16 protein-coding genes are annotated in these 20,375 nt (G+C 42.0%); 6 read left to right on the plus strand and 10 right to left on the minus strand.

The genetic code is table 11. The annotated features are described in order from the left end of the window. The first annotated feature begins 631 nt into the window (after positions 1-631). Positions 632-2,005, plus strand: a complete 1,374-nt coding sequence (locus C7475_RS17220; protein ID WP_146217579.1) for a transposase — start codon at positions 632-634, stop codon at positions 2,003-2,005. Here C7475_RS17220 and C7475_RS32790 read toward each other — a convergent pair. The 3 genes from C7475_RS32790 to C7475_RS17230 all read right to left on the minus strand — a co-directional run bounded on the left by C7475_RS32790 (position 1,939) and on the right by C7475_RS17230 (position 3,371). After that, positions 1,939-2,268, minus strand: coding sequence for a hypothetical protein (locus tag C7475_RS32790; RefSeq protein WP_146217580.1), 330 nt, complete (start codon positions 2,266-2,268; stop codon positions 1,939-1,941). The genes C7475_RS17220 and C7475_RS32790 overlap by 67 nt on opposite strands. 228 nt (positions 2,269-2,496) lie before the next feature. Further along, a complete protein-coding gene (locus tag C7475_RS17225; RefSeq protein WP_110054654.1) occupies positions 2,497-2,844 on the minus strand; it encodes a hypothetical protein in 348 nt (115 codons plus the stop codon). Next, positions 2,841-3,371: a DUF6232 family protein gene (locus C7475_RS17230; RefSeq protein WP_110054655.1), complete on the minus strand. Its 531-nt coding sequence runs from the start codon at positions 3,369-3,371 to the stop codon at positions 2,841-2,843. The genes C7475_RS17225 and C7475_RS17230 overlap by 4 nt, the downstream gene beginning before the upstream one ends. A gap of 205 nt (positions 3,372-3,576) precedes the next feature. Here C7475_RS17230 and C7475_RS17235 point away from each other — a divergent pair, with 205 nt between their 5' ends. Further along, the gene (locus C7475_RS17235) at positions 3,577-8,235 is read left to right on the plus strand and encodes a DUF3320 domain-containing protein (RefSeq protein ID WP_110054656.1); all 4,659 of its coding nucleotides are present in this window, start codon (positions 3,577-3,579) and stop codon (positions 8,233-8,235) included. A gap of 99 nt (positions 8,236-8,334) precedes the next feature. Here the strand turns inward: C7475_RS17235 and C7475_RS17240 are convergent, their stop codons facing one another. Then, complete coding sequence (locus C7475_RS17240; RefSeq protein WP_110054657.1) at positions 8,335-9,252, minus strand: AraC family transcriptional regulator; 918 nt, start codon at positions 9,250-9,252, stop codon at positions 8,335-8,337. Between the two features lie 68 nt (positions 9,253-9,320). Next, complete coding sequence (locus C7475_RS17245; RefSeq protein WP_110054658.1) at positions 9,321-10,094, minus strand: SDR family NAD(P)-dependent oxidoreductase; 774 nt, start codon at positions 10,092-10,094, stop codon at positions 9,321-9,323. Positions 10,095-10,180: 86 nt separating this feature from the next. Here C7475_RS17245 and C7475_RS17250 point away from each other — a divergent pair, with 86 nt between their 5' ends. Then, positions 10,181-10,825 (plus strand): DUF1444 family protein, encoded by a 645-nt coding sequence (locus C7475_RS17250; RefSeq protein WP_158286530.1) that lies wholly within the window; start codon positions 10,181-10,183, stop codon positions 10,823-10,825. A gap of 646 nt (positions 10,826-11,471) precedes the next feature. On the opposite strand, the gene C7475_RS17255 is transcribed toward C7475_RS17250, so the two are convergent. Next, positions 11,472-11,825 (minus strand): helix-turn-helix domain-containing protein, encoded by a 354-nt coding sequence (locus C7475_RS17255; RefSeq protein WP_110054660.1) that lies wholly within the window; start codon positions 11,823-11,825, stop codon positions 11,472-11,474. A gap of 91 nt (positions 11,826-11,916) precedes the next feature. Between C7475_RS17255 and C7475_RS17260 the strand changes: the two genes are divergently transcribed. Then, positions 11,917-12,669, plus strand: a complete 753-nt coding sequence (locus C7475_RS17260) for an SDR family NAD(P)-dependent oxidoreductase (RefSeq protein ID WP_110054661.1) — start codon at positions 11,917-11,919, stop codon at positions 12,667-12,669. A 74-nt stretch (positions 12,670-12,743) separates the two neighbouring features. Here the strand turns inward: C7475_RS17260 and C7475_RS17265 are convergent, their stop codons facing one another. The 4 genes from C7475_RS17265 to rhuM form a co-directional block, all read right to left on the minus strand. Continuing rightward, complete coding sequence (locus tag C7475_RS17265; RefSeq protein WP_110054662.1) at positions 12,744-13,532, minus strand: alpha/beta hydrolase; 789 nt, start codon at positions 13,530-13,532, stop codon at positions 12,744-12,746. 337 nt (positions 13,533-13,869) lie between these two features. Next, positions 13,870-15,285 (minus strand): aldehyde dehydrogenase family protein, encoded by a 1,416-nt coding sequence (locus tag C7475_RS17270; protein WP_110054663.1) that lies wholly within the window; start codon positions 15,283-15,285, stop codon positions 13,870-13,872. A 194-nt stretch (positions 15,286-15,479) separates the two neighbouring features. Then, positions 15,480-15,890 carry a DUF2809 domain-containing protein gene (locus tag C7475_RS17275; RefSeq protein WP_110054664.1) on the minus strand — a complete coding sequence of 137 codons (411 nt, stop codon included), beginning with the start codon at positions 15,888-15,890 and terminating at the stop codon, positions 15,480-15,482. 103 nt (positions 15,891-15,993) lie between these two features. Continuing rightward, on the minus strand, positions 15,994-16,986 hold the full coding sequence (gene rhuM, locus C7475_RS17280; RefSeq protein ID WP_110054665.1) for a virulence protein RhuM/Fic/DOC family protein: 993 nt from the start codon (positions 16,984-16,986) through the stop codon (positions 15,994-15,996). A gap of 542 nt (positions 16,987-17,528) precedes the next feature. On the opposite strand from rhuM, the gene C7475_RS17285 reads away from it, so the two are divergent. Both C7475_RS17285 and C7475_RS17290 read left to right on the plus strand, forming a co-directional pair. Then, complete coding sequence (locus C7475_RS17285) at positions 17,529-19,982, plus strand: glycoside hydrolase family 2 TIM barrel-domain containing protein (protein ID WP_110054666.1); 2,454 nt, start codon at positions 17,529-17,531, stop codon at positions 19,980-19,982. Continuing rightward, positions 19,963-20,304 carry a hypothetical protein gene (locus tag C7475_RS17290; RefSeq protein WP_110054667.1) on the plus strand — a complete coding sequence of 114 codons (342 nt, stop codon included), beginning with the start codon at positions 19,963-19,965 and terminating at the stop codon, positions 20,302-20,304. Before C7475_RS17285 ends, C7475_RS17290 begins: the two co-directional genes overlap by 20 nt. Positions 20,305-20,375 lie beyond the last annotated feature (71 nt).

The following is a 20,375-nucleotide window of genomic DNA, read 5'->3' on the forward strand; positions in this document are numbered from 1 at the left end:
GATTCAGGTTGATTATCAATTGTTAATATGAGCGAATCCGGAAATAGGTGGTCAAGATGAGCGTTAGGGGTGGTCAACATCAAGCGTAATACACAGCTTTATTTCTTTCACCCAATCTTTCCATTCTCTACATCCGTAAGCTCCGCAAACAGTAACCCACCTAGTTCTACAGATGCCGAAATATGTTTTTCATTCTTATTAAAACTAAACCAATAAAGAATTCCTTCATCACCATAGTCGCCTCTTGTTCTGAATCCCAGCCAACACTGTAGCTGTTTGTAAATCAGTAGAACCTTATCTTAAGCTTTCCGAGGCGTATCATACTTGATGTTTAATCTCATCTCGCAATTTATCATTGATTTTTTGGGTGCAATTTAGTAATATCGGGTTTAATTGTAGATTCTGGATCATGTTGACCCACCGTTCTGATTTATGTTGACCCACTATGCTGGGATGCTGACCGCCGATAATTATCAATAAAATAGCTAATTGTTGAATAATTCTGGGATGTTGACCCACCTTGGGATGCTGTGGAATCACAGCTCAGATTGCCATTCTGGCATGTTGACCCACCTGCGGACAGTCATTAGTAAGGGCTTTTGTCATTATTTGCTCCTAAAAATGTGGGAGCATGGCACAAACGCCCATTGCAATGGAACAATTAAGACAGCTTTTACAACTTCACAATGATGGAGTTGGAATACGGGAGATGGCACGCCGCATAGGTATTAGCCGTAATAGCGTGCGTAAATATCTGTGTCTACTCTCTGATGATTCTACTCAGGAACAGCATCCGGATAATAAAACCCTTGCTGAAAAGGCGTATACCAATGACAATACCGTTCATGATATGCATCGACTTGAACAACTGGTTGTCCATTTGAAATATGCCCAGGAAGAATTAGGTAAAGTTGGAGTCACCCGTCAACTGCTTTGGCAGGAATATTTACAGCAGCATCCTGATGGATACGCTTACAGCCATTATTGTCATCACCTTAATCAGTATCTGAAGAAACTGGATGTGACAATGCATATGGAGTACTCCATAGCCGATATGATGATGATCGACCTTGCAGGTAAAAAGCTGCATTATATTGATCTTCCTACTGGAGAACTGATCGAATGCGAAGTGTTTATTGCAATCCTGCCTTTTAGCGGGCTTATCTTCTGCGAGCCAGCAAACAGCCGACTTTGTTCATTGCATCAACGCTATGCTGTTATTCTATGGAGGAGCTCCTATACAATCCTCTGTGATAACTTAAGAACCGCTGTAAAGCAGCCAAATCGTTATGAGCCATTGTTTACTGATATCTGTACGCAACTCAGTGAGCATTATACCACTACCTTTAGCGCGACCAGACCATACAGCCCACGCGATAAAGCGGCAAATATCATTTATAACAACGTATACGGCCCACTCAGGAAACGGGACTTTAGCAATCTTAAGGCACTGAATGCGGCTGTGCATGAACAAATGCTGCTGCTCAATAATAAACCTTACAAAGGCACGCCATACAGTCGCTGGCATTATTTTGAACAACAGGAACAATCCTCTCTGAAGCCACTACTGCCACAACTGTTTAGTGCCAAAAAAGTAGTGCAACTCACTGTTCAGCGTAATTATCACGTACAACTCTCAGAAGACCATAGGTACTATAGTGTTGCTTATGTCCATGTCGGTAAAAAGGTTAAAGTGCTGTATGATCAACGGACGGTGGAAGTCTATCTGGATCACCAACGCATTGCATTACATCGAAGAGATGGTCACAATAAAGCATATACAACGCTGGCCGAACATATGCCGCCTCATCACCAGCGTATGCAACAGATCAAAGGATGGAACCGCGAGGATCTATTGCAACAGGCAGCTCGTATTGGAACATCAACCCATCAGGCAGCAGGGCTAATGCTTGAAAACAGTATTTATATTGAGCAGAACTACAAGGCCTGCTTTGGAATGTTAATGCTGCAGAAGAAATATGGTTCAGACAGGTCATCTTTGTAATCACGCTGAAGTGCGGCGGCCAGCGGATAAGGTAGCGAGTTGTTTATGTAGATGCCGTCTTTGGGGGCTGTTCCTATTGTCATTACCTGAGTAATGCGATCATAATTATCATGATACTTATTGAATGAGAGTTTATCCCAGATCCAAAGTCCGTTTAGTAGTGCAATGGTGATACTCATGGCGAGCTCGCCAATATTGATCAGGGAAGAAGACTTGTTATTCACAAGATTACGCCAGGCTATTTTGATGTAGCTTTTAATCATGTGCAGGAGGGATTTATGTTATTCCGTAAAGTAAAATCATGCCAGTTCCACACTTGTTGATCCTCAATAGCTTAATGGCATAATCTAGCCTGAAGATGTCCGTTTTCAATACATCTTTGTCTGCTTATGAGGCAGGGGTTAAAATCTATACATGACAGTACACAGGCCGCGAGAGGATCACCACATAGGTCGGTTCATCCGGGTAGTTACCCAAACAACGATACTAATTTATTTGCCTATAAAGTTTGCAATAACATTCACTCCAATATCTCTCGCAACATTAAATACCCACGGACTTAATTTTCTCAACGCACTAATCATAATTGTCCCATTTTGGGTGGATGCCCCTTCTTCGGCCTGTATGATTGTCGATAAAGCAAGTATCTGTGCATCGCTTTGTGGTTGAGATTGAATGGCATTTTTAAGTGTTATGATTTCTTCACGCATTAAGTTATAATCGTAATTCTCTGGTGAAGAAGTTACGTTGCCATAGTTAACAGCACCGCTTCCCACAGCACCGATTGCGGAATTGTTTATAGTTATTTTGTCTCCCATAACTTCATCATGCTTACTCATAATGGTGATTTTGGATTGTTATCAAAAGATCCTGCATTATCAATATTTGAATTGTTAAATTCATATTTATCGCGAGCTATATGATCTCCAAATATTATTTTATCGCTGTGAAAAGTTATTGTTGTATTGATTGGTTTATCACTTGTCATAGCATCATTGAGGCGTTCGCAAACCTTTGATATTCCATCTTTATCTACGCTACTAAAAGCATAGTGAGATGAAGAATTTAATTCAATCAAAATCGCATATAGTTTGCGACGAAAATATTCATAGAATCCATATCCCGCTATTGCTCCTACGAAAATTGTGATAATAAATGCCCCTTTCCATGAGAACGATATAAGAAAAACCAAAGTGGATATTATCAGAAATACCGGAGGAATAAGATGTGGTCGCTGTACCTCGTAGGTAGTAAAGCGCGTAATATTCCTTAGTTGAATGGTGGTTCCATTAAATGATAGTGTATTGTTGGTGAAAACTAAGGTACCATGATACGGGCTATTTGCGCCTCCGCTGTTGTCTTTCATACTACATTTTTTAGGGTTTAATTATATACGTGAAACTCATACGAAAATAGGGAAAATATTTTAGCATCGAGATTGGGTAAAATAAACGAATATGAAAATAAGGGAATGTTATATGCCGTATAGTCAAGAAAGCTATTTAAACAATTTTGTCTCTAAACTGTTATGTGCATTGAACCACTCCTAAACTAACGGTTTCTTACATACAATGAACGATTCCATATTATCCCGCCTTGAAGCCTCCCGTAAAGAATTACTGGATTTAGGACTTCGCAACCCTTTATTAAACTACAAGACCCCCAAAGCCAGAGGACTGCATATCGTATTAGAAAAATCATATGCTGTATATGATATACTTGTAACGCAAGGTAAAGCTATGTCATTCCTGGGAAAGCCTGGCAAGAATGAAGGGGATGAGGAGCCAGGGTTACCTCCATTAACAGAAGAACAACTAGAGGATGCTTATGTAGATACCAAACTGCAGACGAATGAGACAGAATCCAAGTTGCAGTCAAAAATCCTGAATACTTATTATTTCTCCCGAACCAGTATTGAAGAGCAGGGGATTAATATGCTCTATGTCTCTTTAGGTATGCTAAATTGGTACGAGACCGGGAATGCCACAGAGGTTAGAAGCGCACCTTTGGTGCTAATCCCTGTATACTTGGAACGTTCCAGTGCGCAGGAACGATTCAGATTACGTTATACTGGAAGTGAGATTGGTCCGAACTTATCGCTGCAAGCTAAAATGCTGGCGGATTTTAATATTACCATTCCAACACTCGCAGATATAGATGAGTTTAATATTCAAGAATACTTTAGTGATATTGAAAACAGAATACAACATCAATCAAACTGGAATGTTGATCGGGATGCGATAGAATTAGGTTTTTTTTCTTTTGGGAAATTTATGATCTACCATGATCTTAATAGTGAATTATGGTCAGATGATAACAAGCCATATAATCATCCTGTAATAAAAGCACTATTTGGAGATGGATTTAGTGAACGACCTCCTACCGCTACAGAAGATCATTATCTGGATACACAGACAAATGCTCATGAGCTTTTTCATGTAGTTGATGCGGATAGCTCCCAGGTATTAGCTATGCTTGCTGTTCATGAAGGGCGCCATATGGTGATACAAGGTCCTCCCGGTACAGGAAAATCACAGACCATCACTAACATTATAGCTAATGCGGTAGGACAAGGTAAAAAGGTGCTCTTTGTAGCTGAAAAAATGGCTGCATTGGATGTAGTTAAAAGACGGTTGGATGCTATTAATTTGGGCGAAGCTTGTCTTGAATTACATAGCCATAAAGCGAATAAAAAAGAGTTACATGAAGAGCTTAAGCGTATTCTTGAATTGGGCAAGCCGACACTTACGCATTTGCAGGAAGAAGTCAGATTGTTAAGTGAATTCAGGGAGGAGCTAAACGCGTATTGTAGCGCAGTTAATACGGCTATAAAGAATAGCGGTTTTAGTGCCCAGAAAGTGATTGGTTTCCTTTTACAGATAGCAGAAGATAGTAAAGGAATACAACTGTTTAAGATATCATTGCCTGATGCAGAAAGTATGGATATTGCCCGTATGAATAAGGTAGAGGCGATGGCGGATCGTATTCAGGCCCAGTTAGCGATCATTGGTGTACCCGCAGAACTGGCTTTCAGAGGATGTAAGCTGAATGTCTTATTACCGCATGAACAGGAAGCGCTTGATCAGATTTTGAAAGCTGGTTTGGAAGCGACCGTTGCTTTGAAAAAAGGGGGAGCGAGTGTAGCTAGTGCCATGGGCTTAAAAGTTCCGGTTGAAGTTAAAGAATCAGAGCAGCTGGTGAACATTGCTATACTCGCTTCTGGAAGTCCCGATCTAAAAGAACTAAACATTACTGATCCGGCCTGGAGCTTGAATCATAAGGATGTTGTTGAATTGCTTGAAACAGGTAAACAGCTGAGTGAATTACGTAAAGCATACGAGGAAATTTTTATCCCCGTAGGATGGGAGCAACAGGTGCTGGAAATCAGACGGGATATCCTGGCTTATGGCGATAAATGGTATAAATTCCTTGTTGGTAAATATAAAGCTAGCAATAAGAAACTGGCGTCATTGTGTAAAACTGCTTTACCCAATGACGTGGCTACTAAACTGCAATATCTGGATGCCATTTCCACTGCCCGTAGATTGCAAAATACAGTCAACGAATTAGCCCCTTTAGCGAATAAATTATTTAGTACGCGCTGGCAACAATTACGTACCGACTGGGATAAACTGATTACTGCAGCAGACTATCTATCTGAAGTGCATCAGCAGATCATTGACGGACGATGTCCGGATGCCTTATTAGATTATTTAAACCGGCATGAACAACCTGCTGTAAGCGCGGAATATGCAAAAATGTTGAAGGACAAGATACAGCAACAGGAAGTTTCTTTACAGGAGGTTATTTCGCATCTAAAGATTGATGAAGCTCTTCGCTTTTCAGGAGGTAAAATTCGACTCTTGCTGTTCCAGGATCAGATAGAAGCGTTTTCAATCTGGATTGGACGATTATCTGAAATTCAGCATGTCATTGGATGGAATAATACTATGGAGAACCTGATAAAGGAAAAAATGGAATTCCTCATTCAGCCTTCTGAACAATGGACAGCAGCGAAAGATTGCTTAAAAATAGCATTGCAGAAAGCATGGTATCAATATCTGATTGAACAAGCAATGTCAGATCCTGCACTTCGTTCATTTGAACGTGCAGGGCATGAGGAAGTAATAGAGAAGTTTAAACAGTTAGACCTACTGCATTTACAGTATAACCGGGCTTGTGTTGCCTTAAAGCATTGGGAGGGAGTACCGAGGAAAGATGCAGGAGCTGGTGGTCAGATAAATATTCTTAGGGGTGAGTTTAACCGGAAGGTAAGGCATATGCCCATCCGGAAACTAATACAAGAAGCTGGACTGGCTATACAGGCTATTAAACCGGTGATGATGATGAGTCCTATGTCCATTGCTAATTTTTTACATCCGGGTAGTATTGAGTTTGATCTGGTAATTTTCGATGAGGCCAGCCAGGTACGACCGGTAGAAGCTTTAGGAGCTGCTATGCGGGGTAAACAACTTGTAGTGGTGGGGGATACTAAACAGCTGCCTCCAACAAGTTTCTTCGATAAGTCTAATAGTGATATAGATGATGAGGAAAACATCACGGCCGATGTACAAAGCATTCTTGGCATGTGTTATGGTAAAGGGATGCCAGAAAGAATGCTGCGTTGGCATTATCGTAGCCGGCATGAATCGCTGATAAGTCTTTCTAATCATGAGTTTTATGAAAACAGGTTAGTAATATTTCCTAGTCCGGGCTCTAAATATCGTATGGGGCTGGCATATCACCATTTGCCAGAGGCTATTTACGATAGGGGAAAAACGAGAAGCAATCCCAAAGAGGCGGAAGCAGTGGTGGATGCAGTTATTGAGCATGCCATGAGAAACCCTAAACAGACACTAGGTGTAGTAGCTTTCAGTACTGCACAGATGCAGGCAATACAAAATGCATTGGAAATAAGGAGACGGAAACACCCCGAAGTGGAAGGCTTTTTCAGAAGCCATCCACATGAACCGTTTTTTGTAAAGAATCTTGAGAATGTGCAGGGGGATGAACGAGACGTCATTTTTATCAGTATAGGGTACGGCCGCATTGAGGATGGAAAGATACCAATGAGTTTTGGGCCACTCAACAATGATGGAGGAGAGAAGAGACTAAACGTACTGATTACAAGAGCGAAGTTAAGGTGTGAAGTGTTTACAAATATTACATCAGACGATATTAAAACAACCGAAACGAGCAAAATGGGTATCCGCACCCTGAAGAGCTTCCTGTATTTCGCGCAGCACGGAAAGTTTGAGGTTGCTGAAGAGATACCAATAGCAGTAAAACGTCCGTTTGAAGATCTAATAGCAAATAAGTTAATTAATCTTGGATATACCATTAGAAAGAAAGTTGGTTCAGAAGGGTGCTACATTGATATGGCTGTAGTAGATCCTGAAAATCCTGGCCGTTATTTAATGGGAATTGAATGTGATGGTGATGCATATGCATCAGCAAAATCTGCACGCGATCGTGACCGCCTTCGTAAACAAGTGCTTCGTAGTATTGGCTGGAATATTCATCAACTTTGGAGTCTCGACTGGTTCCGGAACACAGAGAATGAGTTGAATCGTTTGGTGGCTGCTATTGAGAAAGCAAAGGAACAAACGGCTATTGATGATATAGAAGTAGAAGCTTATTTGGACGAAGTAAATGCTATTATCCGGGAACAGTCGACCCAGAATGCGCCAGAAGTGCCTTTATATGAACTAGCTGTATTACCACTTGAGATTGCACAACAAGAGCTACATCTGTATCCTATTGGTAAACTATCTGCCTGGATAGAAGATATTGTTAAAATAGAAGGGCCGGTACATTTTGATGAAACTGCACAGCGGATGGTGAGGGCTGCAGGATTAAGTAAGTTGGGAGGACGTATCCGCGAGCGTTTATCAGAGGCTGCATTGCACGCAGAAAGAAACGGCAAGATAAAAATTAAAGGCGATTTCCTCTGGCATCAGCAAATGGAAACTCCAGTGATCAGAGATAGAAATACTTTACCTAATAAGAAGATACAGTACATTTCGCCAGAGGAGTTATGTCTTGGCGTGAAAAAAGTTGTAGAGAATTCCTTTGCAATACAGTCTGACGCTTTAATCCCGATTGTAGCTAAGTTGTTTGGATTTGGCAGGGTGACAGAAGATATAAGAAAAGAACTGCTGGCCGTGGTGGAACTTGCAATAGCCAACGGTGTAGTAGGGCAGGATGGAGGGTTGTTAAAGAATGTCTAATGTATGTTTAATATTTATCTCAGGATATCTGTTAGATAATTCAACTGTTTCTGCTGAAGATGGCAATGGCTTTTAAATGAAACCTTTAAAAGCCTTTTGTCAACTAAACGCTGACCGGAATTCCACCGGAGATATCCGTGTCTTCATTTTAAATAACCTGCTAAATGATTGTGGATGTTCAAAGCCTAATTCGTAAGCCACCTCGCTAATCGTTAACTTGGTTGTAGAAAGCAACTCCTTTGATTTTTCAATAAGCTTTTGATGTATATGTTGCTGTGCATTCAGCCCGGTGAGAGAACGCAGTACATCGCTTAGATAGTTTGGGCTGTAATGCAGCCGGTCTGCAAGATATTGAACAGTTGGAACACCGCGACCGGCTGGGTTCTCTTCCTCAAAATATGCATTCAGCAGTTCTTCCAGTTGTTGCAGCAGATCACTGGTAACTGCCTGTCGGGTGAGGAACTGGCGCTTGTAAAAACGTTTTGCGTAACTCAACAGCAACTCGATCTGAGCGATGATCACTTCGTGGCTGAAGTCATCTATCCGGCTATTCAGTTCTTGTTTGATGATGGCATATATTGACGATATGGTAGCTCTTTCTTGTTCGGAAAGATGCAGTGCTTCATTGGCAGTGTATGAAAAGAAACCGTACTGTTTGATCTTCCTGGCCAACGGATAACTCTGTAGAAAATCTGGATGGATGATGAGTGAACAACCCGCATTACCATCATACTTTTCTGTGTGCCCTATGAGCTGGTTAGGAGCAGTAAATAAGAGACTACCCTCGTCAAAATCATAATAGCTCTGGCCATACCTGAACTTTCCACCGAGTTTGGTAACGAAAGTGATCTTATAAAGACCCATTATATAACTGGCGGGAAGCCGGCTCATGTCAATTGGCTTTTCCGTACCATCCATTAAAGTTATCAGTGGATGTAACGGGCCTGGAAGCCCAAGCATCCGGTGTATTTCCGGTATGGACTCCAGTTTGCTGATTCTGGGTGTTTCACTTTTCATTTTTTAAAGGTAATAACTATGACCGGTTACTATCTCAGTCGCCGGTCATAATTAAGTTTTAGAAATATTTACCACTGAAAGGGACCGTCAGGTCCTGTGAAGGTCAAAGTGGGGCCGTTGATATCGAGTGCTACGCGGATCGGCTCGCGCGAACCTACTTCAACGCTGTCAGTACCCTGGAAGTTGTTAAGTGCGGTGGCTGTAAAACCTGGGCTGACTGCGTTGACCTTTATGTGTTCTTTCTCCAGTTCCAAAGCAAAGGCCATCGTAACTGCATTAAGGGCCGTTTTAGACGCTGCATAGACAACGTCAAAATGTTCCCTTGCCCAGCAGGCAGGGTCGGCGATCCATGAGAGTGAAGCCAGGCCACTTGATACATTGAGAATACGGGCTGACGATGATTTTCTCAACAACGGCAACATTGCCTGTGTAATGCTAATAACGCCAAATACGTTAGTCTCCCAAACGGTCCGTATATCATCGAGTGCGGCCATGCTGGCACGGTTAGCCTGGGTAATTTCCTCTAAAGTACGGCCTTGCTTGCCGGCGTGGGATATAGCCGCATTGTTTACCAGTAGGTCTAAGCGTCCCTGTTCCTTTTCAATACGGTTTACAGCTGCAGTAATAGTTGATTGCTTGGTAACATCCAGTTGGACGGCGTAAGCATTGGCACCGATGTCAGATGCAGCTTTTTCCCCATTGTTCTGATTACGCGATCCGATATATACGTAATAACCGTTGGCAGCAAGCGCTTTTGCGATCTGATAACCTACACCCTGGTTCGCCCCCGTTACAAGAGCAACAAGCTGATTGTTTGTTGATGATTTAAGTTGATTCTCCATAAGATTAATGCTTAATAATGCACAATGCAAAACTCATCAACCTTAATCTTGTTATAATAACCGAATCAAGGACATTCGTAACTGAAATGAAAACAGCCTCTTCTATGGGAATATTGAATAGATTATTTGGTAGATTTTTGAAACTATCTTCTGATGATAGGATAGACTTAACCAAAGTCTTTCCGAAGATAAAAGGGCTTTATGAAGAAGATACTCCAGATCCGAAGCCGGTTGAGAGAGTAATTGAAATGAGTCATGATGATAGTCCCGTTTATGAAACTATATCAACAGGTCTGGGTATTTTCTACGTCCTGGACAAGGGTAGCCATTATTCATTCCTGCAAAACAGGGATCTGTCAACCACCATTACACTTGAAAAACTACACGAGATCGCGTTAAATAATTTGACTGAACAGGTGTTGGACAAAACGCAACTAAATGGGGATCCGGCTGATATCATGATGTTAGTGAACGGAGGGAATTTTGAAGCTACGATGATCTTGGTAGATCGCCTATGGAGCCAAGTGGAACGTCTGTTTAATGACCAGATATGCATCGCCTTGCCGGCTCGCGATCTCTTATTCATTTCCGGCAGAAATAATCCGGTTGGGCGGGAAAGCCTTCGTGCCGCCGTTCGAAAGGCTTTTGATAGCCAGGACCTTGAGGGGGCATTGGTCAGACATATCTATGCACGTGAAAATAATCAATGGATTTTAATTGAAACAGTTTGAATTGAGGGTGAACTAATCGAATAAAGAAGTGTTTTTAAAAAATTGCTTATATTATAATCGTCTGAAATAAGATTATACTATGATTGGAAATAAATTAATCATCGCCCTTGTTCATATTTTTCTGTGGCTTTTCTTATCTCTGGGTTATTTATTTCTGTCAGAACCAATCACTGTATATATGTGTCCGGGATATCATAATGTAACTATATGGTTAATGGTATTATCGGCAGGACTTACTTTAATTTTTATAGCAACAGCAATCTCATTGATTGTAAGTTTTAGAATTGTAAAAAAGAGGAGACTTAAATCACTAGTTACTGCCTAATAATTCAACAATAGTCGGGTAGACATTTTTGTCATAAAAAGATCCAATAGTCCGTTTAATCTCCTTAAAGTAACAGCTTACAGGTTTCAAAGACTTTTTCACCAAGAGATTAAATACCAGATCCAGTAGTGCTGTGTCAATGCTCGCCCTTTCCGGTTGTAATTCCTAAAGGGCAAGGGCCATCTCAACAGCATTTGGTGGTCACCGGAAAAAGCGCTGCAAACAGAAAAGTTATCAATAGACCTTAATACAATAAGACTCGCTTTTACCTCTCCGGCTTAGTGTCGGCGGCGGATACAGGACTATATGCTCCTTCGTTCGCTAAACCGCTTTACGTTGTTTGCTTCCCCAGCTGCTTAGCTGGTCTAAAATAGGCAGTAATTCTTTCGCTACTTCAGTAATCTCGTATTCAACTCTCGGAGGAATTTCAGCATACACAGTACGTTTGATCAAACCGTCCTTTTCCATTGTTTTCAGTTGGAGGCTAAGCATCCGTTCCGACATGTAGGAGAATTCTTTTTTAAGTTCATTGAACCTTAGTTTATTTTTAGACAGTTTGTACAGCAATAACAATTTCCATCTGCCTTCTATTTTCTGAACAGCATAGGTAAGGTCACAATTGACGATACATTGTTCATTCCGCGTATAAGTGGAGTTTTCTTTCCTTGTAGTCATTACTTACAAATTTGTTCGTGCCTAACAATCGGTAGTACCTATGTTAAAGTTAATCACAACGGTCTACGTTTGCAAAGAAAAAATTGATTTTATGGATCTGTATTTAAAAGGAAAAACAGCAATAGTAACCGGTGCCAGTCAGGGATTGGGCCGGGCAATCGCAAGGGAGCTGGCTATGGAAGGAGTGAAGGTGTTTGCCACAGCAAGAAACAAAGAACTGCTGGATAGTTTTAAGGCAGAAGTTGTAGGTATGGGTGGAACAGAACCTATATTATTCATACAGGATATTATGATGAATGATGGGCCGAAAAATATTGCGACAGCTGCAATGTCGGCATTAGGACACGTTGATATCCTTATCAACAATGCGGGGCAAAGCCGTCCTGTAGATGTGGTCGGTCCTGAAGAAACATGGGTTGAATCCGTAACGTTGGATTTCGATCGCCCTCGTCAATTGACGCAACAGCTGTTGCCAGGTATGATAGAACGCAGGCAGGGTGTTATTTTGAATCTCTCCAGTAGTTATGAACTACGTTCTGTCAACGTCTCGGCTGTCGCCAAGGCTGGTTTGGTTGCATGGTCAAAAGCATTGGCCGGTCAGCTAGGGCGTTATAATATCAGGGTTAATTGTCTGCAACCTGGCTTGCTGGATACCCAGAATGTCCGTAATATCTTTTCTAACGAGGCACGTAAGGCCTTTGCTGAACGGGAGATACCGTTAGGCGATTTCGGTGAGGCGGAGGATGCGGCTAATATGGCAACCTTTCTGGTCTCTCCGCGCGCAAAGTATATAACCGGCATCGTGGCTCCTGTTGATGGAGGATTCCGGCGTTATGCATTCTGATGTAGGGAACTATCTAAAACAAGCAGGTGTCTCAAATATTTGAAGACACCTGCTTGTTTTAGATAGAAAACGATTTATTTGTTGACACCGGCTTTTGCTGCTTCTTCTATTACTTTGGCAACGGCAGCAGGCTGTGAGATGTAAACTACATGGCTGGCTTTTACCTCTGTTACTTTCGCACCTATCTTCTTATACATTGCTCTTTCCAGTACAGGATTGATCGCTTTATCTTCTGTCGCAACAATTGCATAAGAAGGCTTAGTCTTCCAGGCAGCTTCAGTCAGCGGAGCGGTAAAGCATGCGCCAACAATTGGCTGCTGGGAGTCGTACATAAATGAAGCTTTCGCAGCACTCACGTCGGCAGAAAAACATTCATGGAAGAGAGCCTTGTCGAAATAGACAACACCATTTGCATCTGCAGGGAGAATACCATTTTTAGGCAGCGCCGGACCTGACTGATAAACATCTAATGTTGATTGGCCGACTTCAGGAGAGAAAGCTGCAACATACACGAGACTTGCAACTTTAGGAGATACACCTGCTTGCGTAATAACAGAACCACCCCAGGAATGACCAACTAAAACAGCAGGACCATTTTGTCTGTCCAGAGCTCGCGTTGCTGCCTGAACATCATCATTCAGGGAAGTCAGCGGATTTTGTACCAGTGTTACGTTGTAGCCATCTTTTTTCAGAATTTTATAGACATCTTCCCAACCGGATGCGTCGGCAAATGCACCGTGGACGATTACAATATTCTTAACCGGAGAAGATCCCTGTGCAATACTGTTTTTGGCTGCAAAAGAAGATAAAAAGGTCAGGGCCACAAATGCAATTGACTTACGGAGTTTAATGTTAAGTTTCATATTAAGTTGGTTTGTTTGAAGGTTTAAATGCTATACCATTTAAAGGCAGTAACATTGTTTGTTGTTTCCGGGAGTAAAACTATATGTACATGGCAAATAAAGCCACTACATAATGTTAGAATGGACAATTTCACTATTGAAGCAGACATTCTAAGGCATGAAAAATTGGAGTGTTGTTATTTAGCTCGTCTTCGGATGTATTTTCATCCGTTCTTGACCTTATTACAAACGAAATCCTCTCGGGAAAGAGGATTTCGCCATCGGAATAAGCATGAACGCCAACCTGCTGTTAGCCGGTTCTATGCTGTGTTTCATTATTGAAATAGTCAGTATAACCTCAAGATATAACGGCTTTGGTTTCCAGGAAGCCTTCCAGACCGAATATTCCGTTTTCCCTGCCAATGCCTGATTGCTTGAATCCGCCGAATGGAGCTAAAGGATCATGCTTTAACGTATTGACCAATACTCTGCCTGCTTTAAGGCGGGAGGCCAGTTTATTGGCGCGATCCACGTCTTTAGAGCTAATGTATGCCATTAAACCGTAGCCGTTGTCGTTTGCAATAGCAACTGCCTCTTCCTCATTGCTGTAAGGAATAACACTAAGTACAGGTCCGAAGATCTCTTCTCTGGCAATACGCATATTATTATTCACGCCCATAAAAATTGTAGGCTTTACATAATAGCCATTGTCAAGTCCTTCCGGTCTGCCGGTACCGCCCCATATAATTTCTGCACCTTCTTCCCGGCCGATATTGATATATTGTTGTATGCGGTCGTATTGCTTTTGGCTGGCAACAGGACCTACATTAACATCATCATTATAAGGTCTGCCTACTTTAAAGTTTTCGGTGGCTTTCAGCAATGCTTCTCTTACTTCAGCTATTTTACTTTCGGGGACTAATAGCCTGGAACCGGCCACACATGCCTGTCCGTTGTTCATAAAGGAAGCCTGGAGTGCCATTGGTATGGCTGTAGAGATATCGGCATCATCTAATATGATATTGGCAGATTTACCACTTAACTCAAGCGTCACTCTCTTCATTGTTGCAACTGACTGCTGAGCAATTAGCTTGCCTACCTGTGTAGAACCTGTAAAAGAGATCTTGGTAACATCTACACTTTCCATAAGTGCCTTGCTGATAACATCTCCCCGTCCATTCACCATATTAACTACACCTGCGGGTAAACCTGCGGCGTGAATACACTCCATGATGATCTGAGACTGCCAGGGACTGAATTCACTCGGTTTGATAATAACTGTACAGCCGGCAGCCAGTGCAGGTGCTACTTTTGCAGCGATAGAACCTGAACTTGAATTCCAGGGCGTAAATAATGCAGCAACGCCAACCGGCTCCATTACCACTTTCGATTCGTTAACATTTTTTTCGAACTGATACTGTTCAAGAACTGGTATGTATCCTGAAAATGTAGTAGCCGCAAGCATATTTGACCACTTCGCCCGTTCTTTTGTAGCACCGTATTCAAAGATGGTGGCTTCTATGAGGTCATCAATTCTCTTCATGATCTCGTCATGGATCTTTTGAAGGTAAGCTGCCCTTTCCTTTATAGTGCTCTGGGAATAATGTTTAAGTGCCTCGGTGGCAGCTGCGATAGCATCCTCTGTATCGCTGTCGTTCGCGTAGGTAAGTTGCGCTACGATTGATCCGTCTACCGGACTAATGATGTCTGCTTTCTCTGTTCCTTTGGGGGAAATAAACCGCCCGTTAATGTAAATCTGATCTATCTGTTTCATTGTTCCTTGTTTTACACAAAATTACTGCGGCATTCAACACTGAGCTTTGTTTCAGAGTTCAATTTGCTTTGTTGTCGGGTCCAACGTAGCCGTTTGGGGATTGTGTAATAGACTTATGTGCACTAGCGACGGGCGTTAGCGTAGAAGATAAGGATGGACTTAAAATCTGATTAAAAATGTTTGTGAATAGTTGATCAGCTAGTTATAGTGTTCTCTTTTATTCTGTTAATCTTATTCCCGGTAATCAATTTTTCAGCCAGTATAGTGAAGCCTATGCCCAGTGTATAAGATAGTATATCTGTCCACGTGAAGTAGTTGCCAATAACAATATTAGCTGTGCGCGAATGTTCAAGGCCTAAAAGCTTCACCACTTTAAAATACTGTAATGTTTCTACCAAATAAGAAAAGGCCAGCACAGCTAACGCTACCTGTATCATGGGCGCTTGAACAAAGCTGCGTACAAAGCAATATATTAAAATAACTACCAGGAAATCGCCGACATAAGGGCGGATGAACCCATCATGCAAATAAACAGCGATGAGGACTTCTATAGCAAAGATCAAAAGGGCAAGAAGAAAGTACAACCAGTTAAAACGTAATTTCATTGAATTGGTTTAAGGATCAGCATTATAGAATATAGTAAGAGTTTACGACTTTTAGCCTGTTGCTCTGTTAATAACTTCATTGTCAGTTATGTTTCAAACTATCTTAATTATAACCATTAATCAGACTAACCACCACTTGCGCGATAATATCCTTTTCATCCGGCTTACTTTCCGCAATCATCAGCGTCAATGCGACCAAAGCGTTATCAGCAATACGCTTGCTTCCATCTTCATGATACAGGATACGATTTTTTTCTAAGAACCATACGAATAAGAATGCTGCAATTCTTTTGTTGCCATCCGAGAACGAGTGATTTTTTACTACAAAGTATAACAGATGCGCAGCTTTCTCTTCTATGCTGGGATAAAAATCATTACCGCCAAATGATTGATAGATTGTAGCAATAGAACTTCTGAATGATTCATCTTTTTCGTTGCCGAACAGACTACTTCCTCCAAATTTTTCCCTTAAGCCCCGGATTGCGTTCATGGCTTCATCATATGTGGCAATAAAGACCTGATCTGAATGTGTGGCTTCTATAGTTAGCCTGCGATGATCATATTTATCCAGAATATCCAGTGCATAGGTATAGTCTGTGATAACTTTTAACAAGCCACTGGCTTCATCATTCGTTAAAGGGTTATTTTCAAGTACATTACCCAGTAAACGGACCGTTTGTTTTAGTGCGTTAAATTGCTGTCCTTGTTCTTTCAAATGTTTCTCATTGATGGAGTAACCCTGGATAAGGTAATCCTTCAGGACTTTATTGGCCCATATGCGGAACTGGGTCCCTCTTTTTGAACTTACCCGGTAGCCTACTGATAAAATAACGTCGAGGTTATAATGGGTTATATTGCGTCTGACACTTCGTTTGCCTTCTTGTTGAACTACCGAGTATTTCTCGGTAGTTGATTTTTCATCTAGTTCCCCTTCGTCATAAATATTTTTAATATGAAGGCCTATTGTATCGGAATCTTTCTCAAAGAGCTCTGCCATAAAGCGTTGTGAAAGCCATAAGGTCTCATTTTCCAGTGTTACATCAACTGATGTTTGCCCATCTGCAGTTTGATAAATAATAATTTGACTGTTATTCATAACTTTTCTCTTATATGGTTGGTTACTATTAAATAAATTTCAGACTTATCGAATCAATAAATTAGAACCTCATTCACCAGGAATCAGGTCAGAAAGTCTATTCTAATTTTATAATACTATCGAATCACAGATCCTCAACATAACTTGTGGATCAGGTAAATAAAATTAGAACGTAATAAATTTAGGGGGAGATATTACAGCAAGTTACATAATCTTTTGATATGAGAGATTTTCTGTAAATTTTTTTTCTTCAACTTTAATAACAAAAACACCGTTCCTGGAAGTGAGAATATTGTGACCTCCAATACCAACAACCAATAAATTCCAACAAGAATTTCATTTAATGCAAACGGTTGCATAACTTAGGATCAATATTCCGGGTTTATGAAAAAGAAGGGGTAATACCCACTATCCATCCCTCTTTTTCTCAATAGAAAATACTGTCCATAACTGACATCATTACCTTCAGGAGTAATGAATCATGAAACCGTTGCCTGTAATTACCGGCTACTGATATTATAACACTTAATTCACTATTAATAATGATCCGTTATCTGCTCCTAACAGGACTTATCTTCTGTTTATTACGATCCACAGCCCAGGCCCAGCAAAGTCAGCGTCTTACTCAGAACTGGGAATTTATACGACAAGATCTTGGCAGCATATGGGAAGCAGTACGTCCGGCCGCAGAAGGTAGCCCGGAATCTGTACCGCTTTGGGAAAAGGTTAGTCTGCCGCATTGTTTTAATGCAAAAGATGCGGTAGATCCGGATGTGAATTATTACCAGGGGCCAGGCTGGTACAGGACCGTATTAGATATTAAAAACCCGTACGTTCAGGGACGCACGCTGCTGCATTTCGAGGGCGCCGGACAAAAGACCGATGTCTATATTTACACTTCCCTTGTGGCTCACCATACAGGCGGTTATGATGAATGGACTGTGGATATCACAGATGCCCTGCAACGGTTCCTGCAAAGTCCCGAAGCTAAACGGTATAAAGGTAAAGTACCATTAGAGATCCGTTGTAGTAATGCCAGGGATGTGGAGATGATTCCTTCTGATATGTCTGATTTTAATGTGTATGGTGGTTTATACCGGTACACTGATCTTGTATATACACCTGCTCTGTCTTTTGAACAATTACACATCCAGGCGCAGGTAGATGCCCAGGGTAAAGTAGGGGTAGTGCAGCTCCGCGCTGCTTTCCGTAATCCGCTGCATACCGGTCAGGCTACATTGGATGTCGATGTATTGGACCCACAGCAAAAAATAGTACATCACTTTACGCAGCAGATATCACTAAAGGATAGCGTACAGGTATTATCACCATTCACTGTGAAGAAACCTTTATTGTGGTCACCTGCACAACCGCAATTGTATACCGTGCAGGCCCGCCTTAAAAGTAATGCAGACGAAGTCACCTGGAACGGGCATTTTGGTTTCAGGCATTTTGAATTTGTAATGCATGGCCCTTTCATGCTAAACGGAAAACGGCTGTTGTTACAAGGTACACACCGGCATGAAGATGGGGCTGGTGTTGCTGCTGCGCTCACAGAAGAGGTGATCCGCCGTGAGATGAAAATGATCAAAGACATGGGCGCTAACTTTATACGTTTAGGTCATTACCAGCAATCGTCTTTAGTACTGCAACTTTGCGATAGCCTGGGAATACTGGTATGGGAGGAAATTCCCTGGTGTCGCGGTGGCCTCGGTGGTGATGTATACAAAGAGCAGGCACGCCGTATGCTCGCCAATATGATTGCGCAGCACAATAATCACCCCTCAGTGATCTTATGGGGCCTCGGTAATGAAAACGACTGGCCCGGCGACTTCCCGGAGTTTGACAAACAACAGATCCGCGCTTTCATGAGCGAATTAAATGCACTCGCTCACCGGCTGGACAGTACGCGAAAAACAACTATCCGCCGTTGTGATTTCTGTAAAGATATTGTAGATGTATATTCTCCCTCTATTTGGGCGGGCTGGTACAGAGGCCGTTATACCGAGTATAAAGAGGAAACGCTGAAGGCTATTGCTGACGTACCTCATTTCTTTCACGCAGAATGGGGCGCTGATAGCCACCAGGGTAGACATGCTGAATATCCCGAAGCTGCGTTGAAGAAAGTTACCACAGGTAAAGGCGCCGATGAGCGCACCGGCGATTTTGCACTCACCGGTGGTAGTGCCCGTGCATCCAAAGACGGTGACTGGTCAGAGACCTATGCCTGCAACCTTATTGACTGGCATCTGAAAGAACAGGAAACTATCCCGCAACTTACCGGTAGTGCCTACTGGATATTCAAAGATTTTTCTACGCCTTTGCGTCCTGAAAACCCGGTACCATATGTTAACCAGAAAGGTATCGTTGCTCGTGATCTTACACCAAAGGAAGCGTATTACGTATTCCAGTCCTATTGGACTAAACAACCCATGGCACATATTTACGGACATAACTGGCCCTTGCGTTGGGGGAAAGATGGAGAGGAAAAAATGATATGGGTATACTCTAATTGTCTGGAAGCTGAACTGTTTGTGAACGACAAGAGTTATGGTATAAAAAAACGTAACAGCCAGGACTTTCCTGCTGCCGGACTTCGATGGCAATTGCCGCTGCATAAAGGGGACTATCGTGTCAAGGTAATTGCTCGTAATGGAAAGGAATCTGTAACGGATGAAATTCTTTTTACTTATCAGACCGGCCAATGGAATCAACCGGCGAGTATGCAACTTGATAAAAGAATAACCGGCGATACGGCTATAATAAAAGTAAAGTTGGTAGATGCTAATGGTGTACCCTGTTTGGATGCAGCAAACTATGTTAATTTCTCTATCGCTGGTAGTGGTGTACTAATAGATGATCAGGGTACAGCCGGTGGATCCCGGAAAGTGCAACTGGCTAATGGACAGGCACAGATAAGTGTACACCTAAATAACGGAAAGAGTGTGCTAGGCACTACCGTAAAGGGAATACCGGATGCTTTCATCACTTTATAATCTACGGAATGTACCGGTAGCAAGAGTGTCTGACTTAAACATCCGGATTGAAACTGCAGTTGTCACAACCAATGGAGTAATTGCGCCTGCTACCGTTCAGGTCACCCGTTCCTGGAATGGCAGCCTTTGTACTACGCGGATCGTAAATACAGGCAATACACCGGTGGATATCAGCGAAGTAATACTGGCACAGGCAGGCAAAGTTTTGCCCTCCAATACACGCTTTTATGCAGAAGGTTTTCAGATGCTGACACAGACAAGTGGTACGCTTGAAAAGCCTGAAGTGTTAGATCATTTCAGGGCTAAGCGTACTGACAAATAGTTTCAGTGCAGGTAGACCACCTGCCGAAGTGCCTGCTACAACTATAAACTGCGGGGATGAATCCATATTTG

The organism is Chitinophaga sp. S165, assembly GCF_003182155.1.
GTDB lineage: Bacteria > Bacteroidota > Bacteroidia > Chitinophagales > Chitinophagaceae > Chitinophaga.

What these genes read in the sequence shown, in the direction of transcription:
- C7475_RS17220 (WP_146217579.1), top strand. Translation starts at nt 632, where the DNA reads ATGGCACAAACGCCCATTGCAATGGAACAATTAAGACAGCTTTTACAA.
- C7475_RS32790 (WP_146217580.1), bottom strand. Translation starts at nt 2,268, where the DNA reads ATGATTAAAAGCTACATCAAAATAGCCTGGCGTAATCTTGTGAATAAC.
- C7475_RS17225 (WP_110054654.1), bottom strand. Translation starts at nt 2,844, where the DNA reads ATGAGTAAGCATGATGAAGTTATGGGAGACAAAATAACTATAAACAAT.
- C7475_RS17230 (WP_110054655.1), bottom strand. Translation starts at nt 3,371, where the DNA reads ATGAAAGACAACAGCGGAGGCGCAAATAGCCCGTATCATGGTACCTTA.
- C7475_RS17235 (WP_110054656.1), top strand. Translation starts at nt 3,577, where the DNA reads ATGAACGATTCCATATTATCCCGCCTTGAAGCCTCCCGTAAAGAATTA.
- C7475_RS17240 (WP_110054657.1), bottom strand. Translation starts at nt 9,252, where the DNA reads ATGAAAAGTGAAACACCCAGAATCAGCAAACTGGAGTCCATACCGGAA.
- C7475_RS17245 (WP_110054658.1), bottom strand. Translation starts at nt 10,094, where the DNA reads ATGGAGAATCAACTTAAATCATCAACAAACAATCAGCTTGTTGCTCTT.
- C7475_RS17250 (WP_158286530.1), top strand. Translation starts at nt 10,181, where the DNA reads ATGAAAACAGCCTCTTCTATGGGAATATTGAATAGATTATTTGGTAGA.
- C7475_RS17255 (WP_110054660.1), bottom strand. Translation starts at nt 11,825, where the DNA reads ATGACTACAAGGAAAGAAAACTCCACTTATACGCGGAATGAACAATGT.
- C7475_RS17260 (WP_110054661.1), top strand. Translation starts at nt 11,917, where the DNA reads ATGGATCTGTATTTAAAAGGAAAAACAGCAATAGTAACCGGTGCCAGT.
- C7475_RS17265 (WP_110054662.1), bottom strand. Translation starts at nt 13,532, where the DNA reads ATGAAACTTAACATTAAACTCCGTAAGTCAATTGCATTTGTGGCCCTG.
- C7475_RS17270 (WP_110054663.1), bottom strand. Translation starts at nt 15,285, where the DNA reads ATGAAACAGATAGATCAGATTTACATTAACGGGCGGTTTATTTCCCCC.
- C7475_RS17275 (WP_110054664.1), bottom strand. Translation starts at nt 15,890, where the DNA reads ATGAAATTACGTTTTAACTGGTTGTACTTTCTTCTTGCCCTTTTGATC.
- rhuM (WP_110054665.1), bottom strand. Translation starts at nt 16,986, where the DNA reads ATGAATAACAGTCAAATTATTATTTATCAAACTGCAGATGGGCAAACA.
- C7475_RS17285 (WP_110054666.1), top strand. Translation starts at nt 17,529, where the DNA reads ATGATCCGTTATCTGCTCCTAACAGGACTTATCTTCTGTTTATTACGA.
- C7475_RS17290 (WP_110054667.1), top strand. Translation starts at nt 19,963, where the DNA reads ATGCTTTCATCACTTTATAATCTACGGAATGTACCGGTAGCAAGAGTG.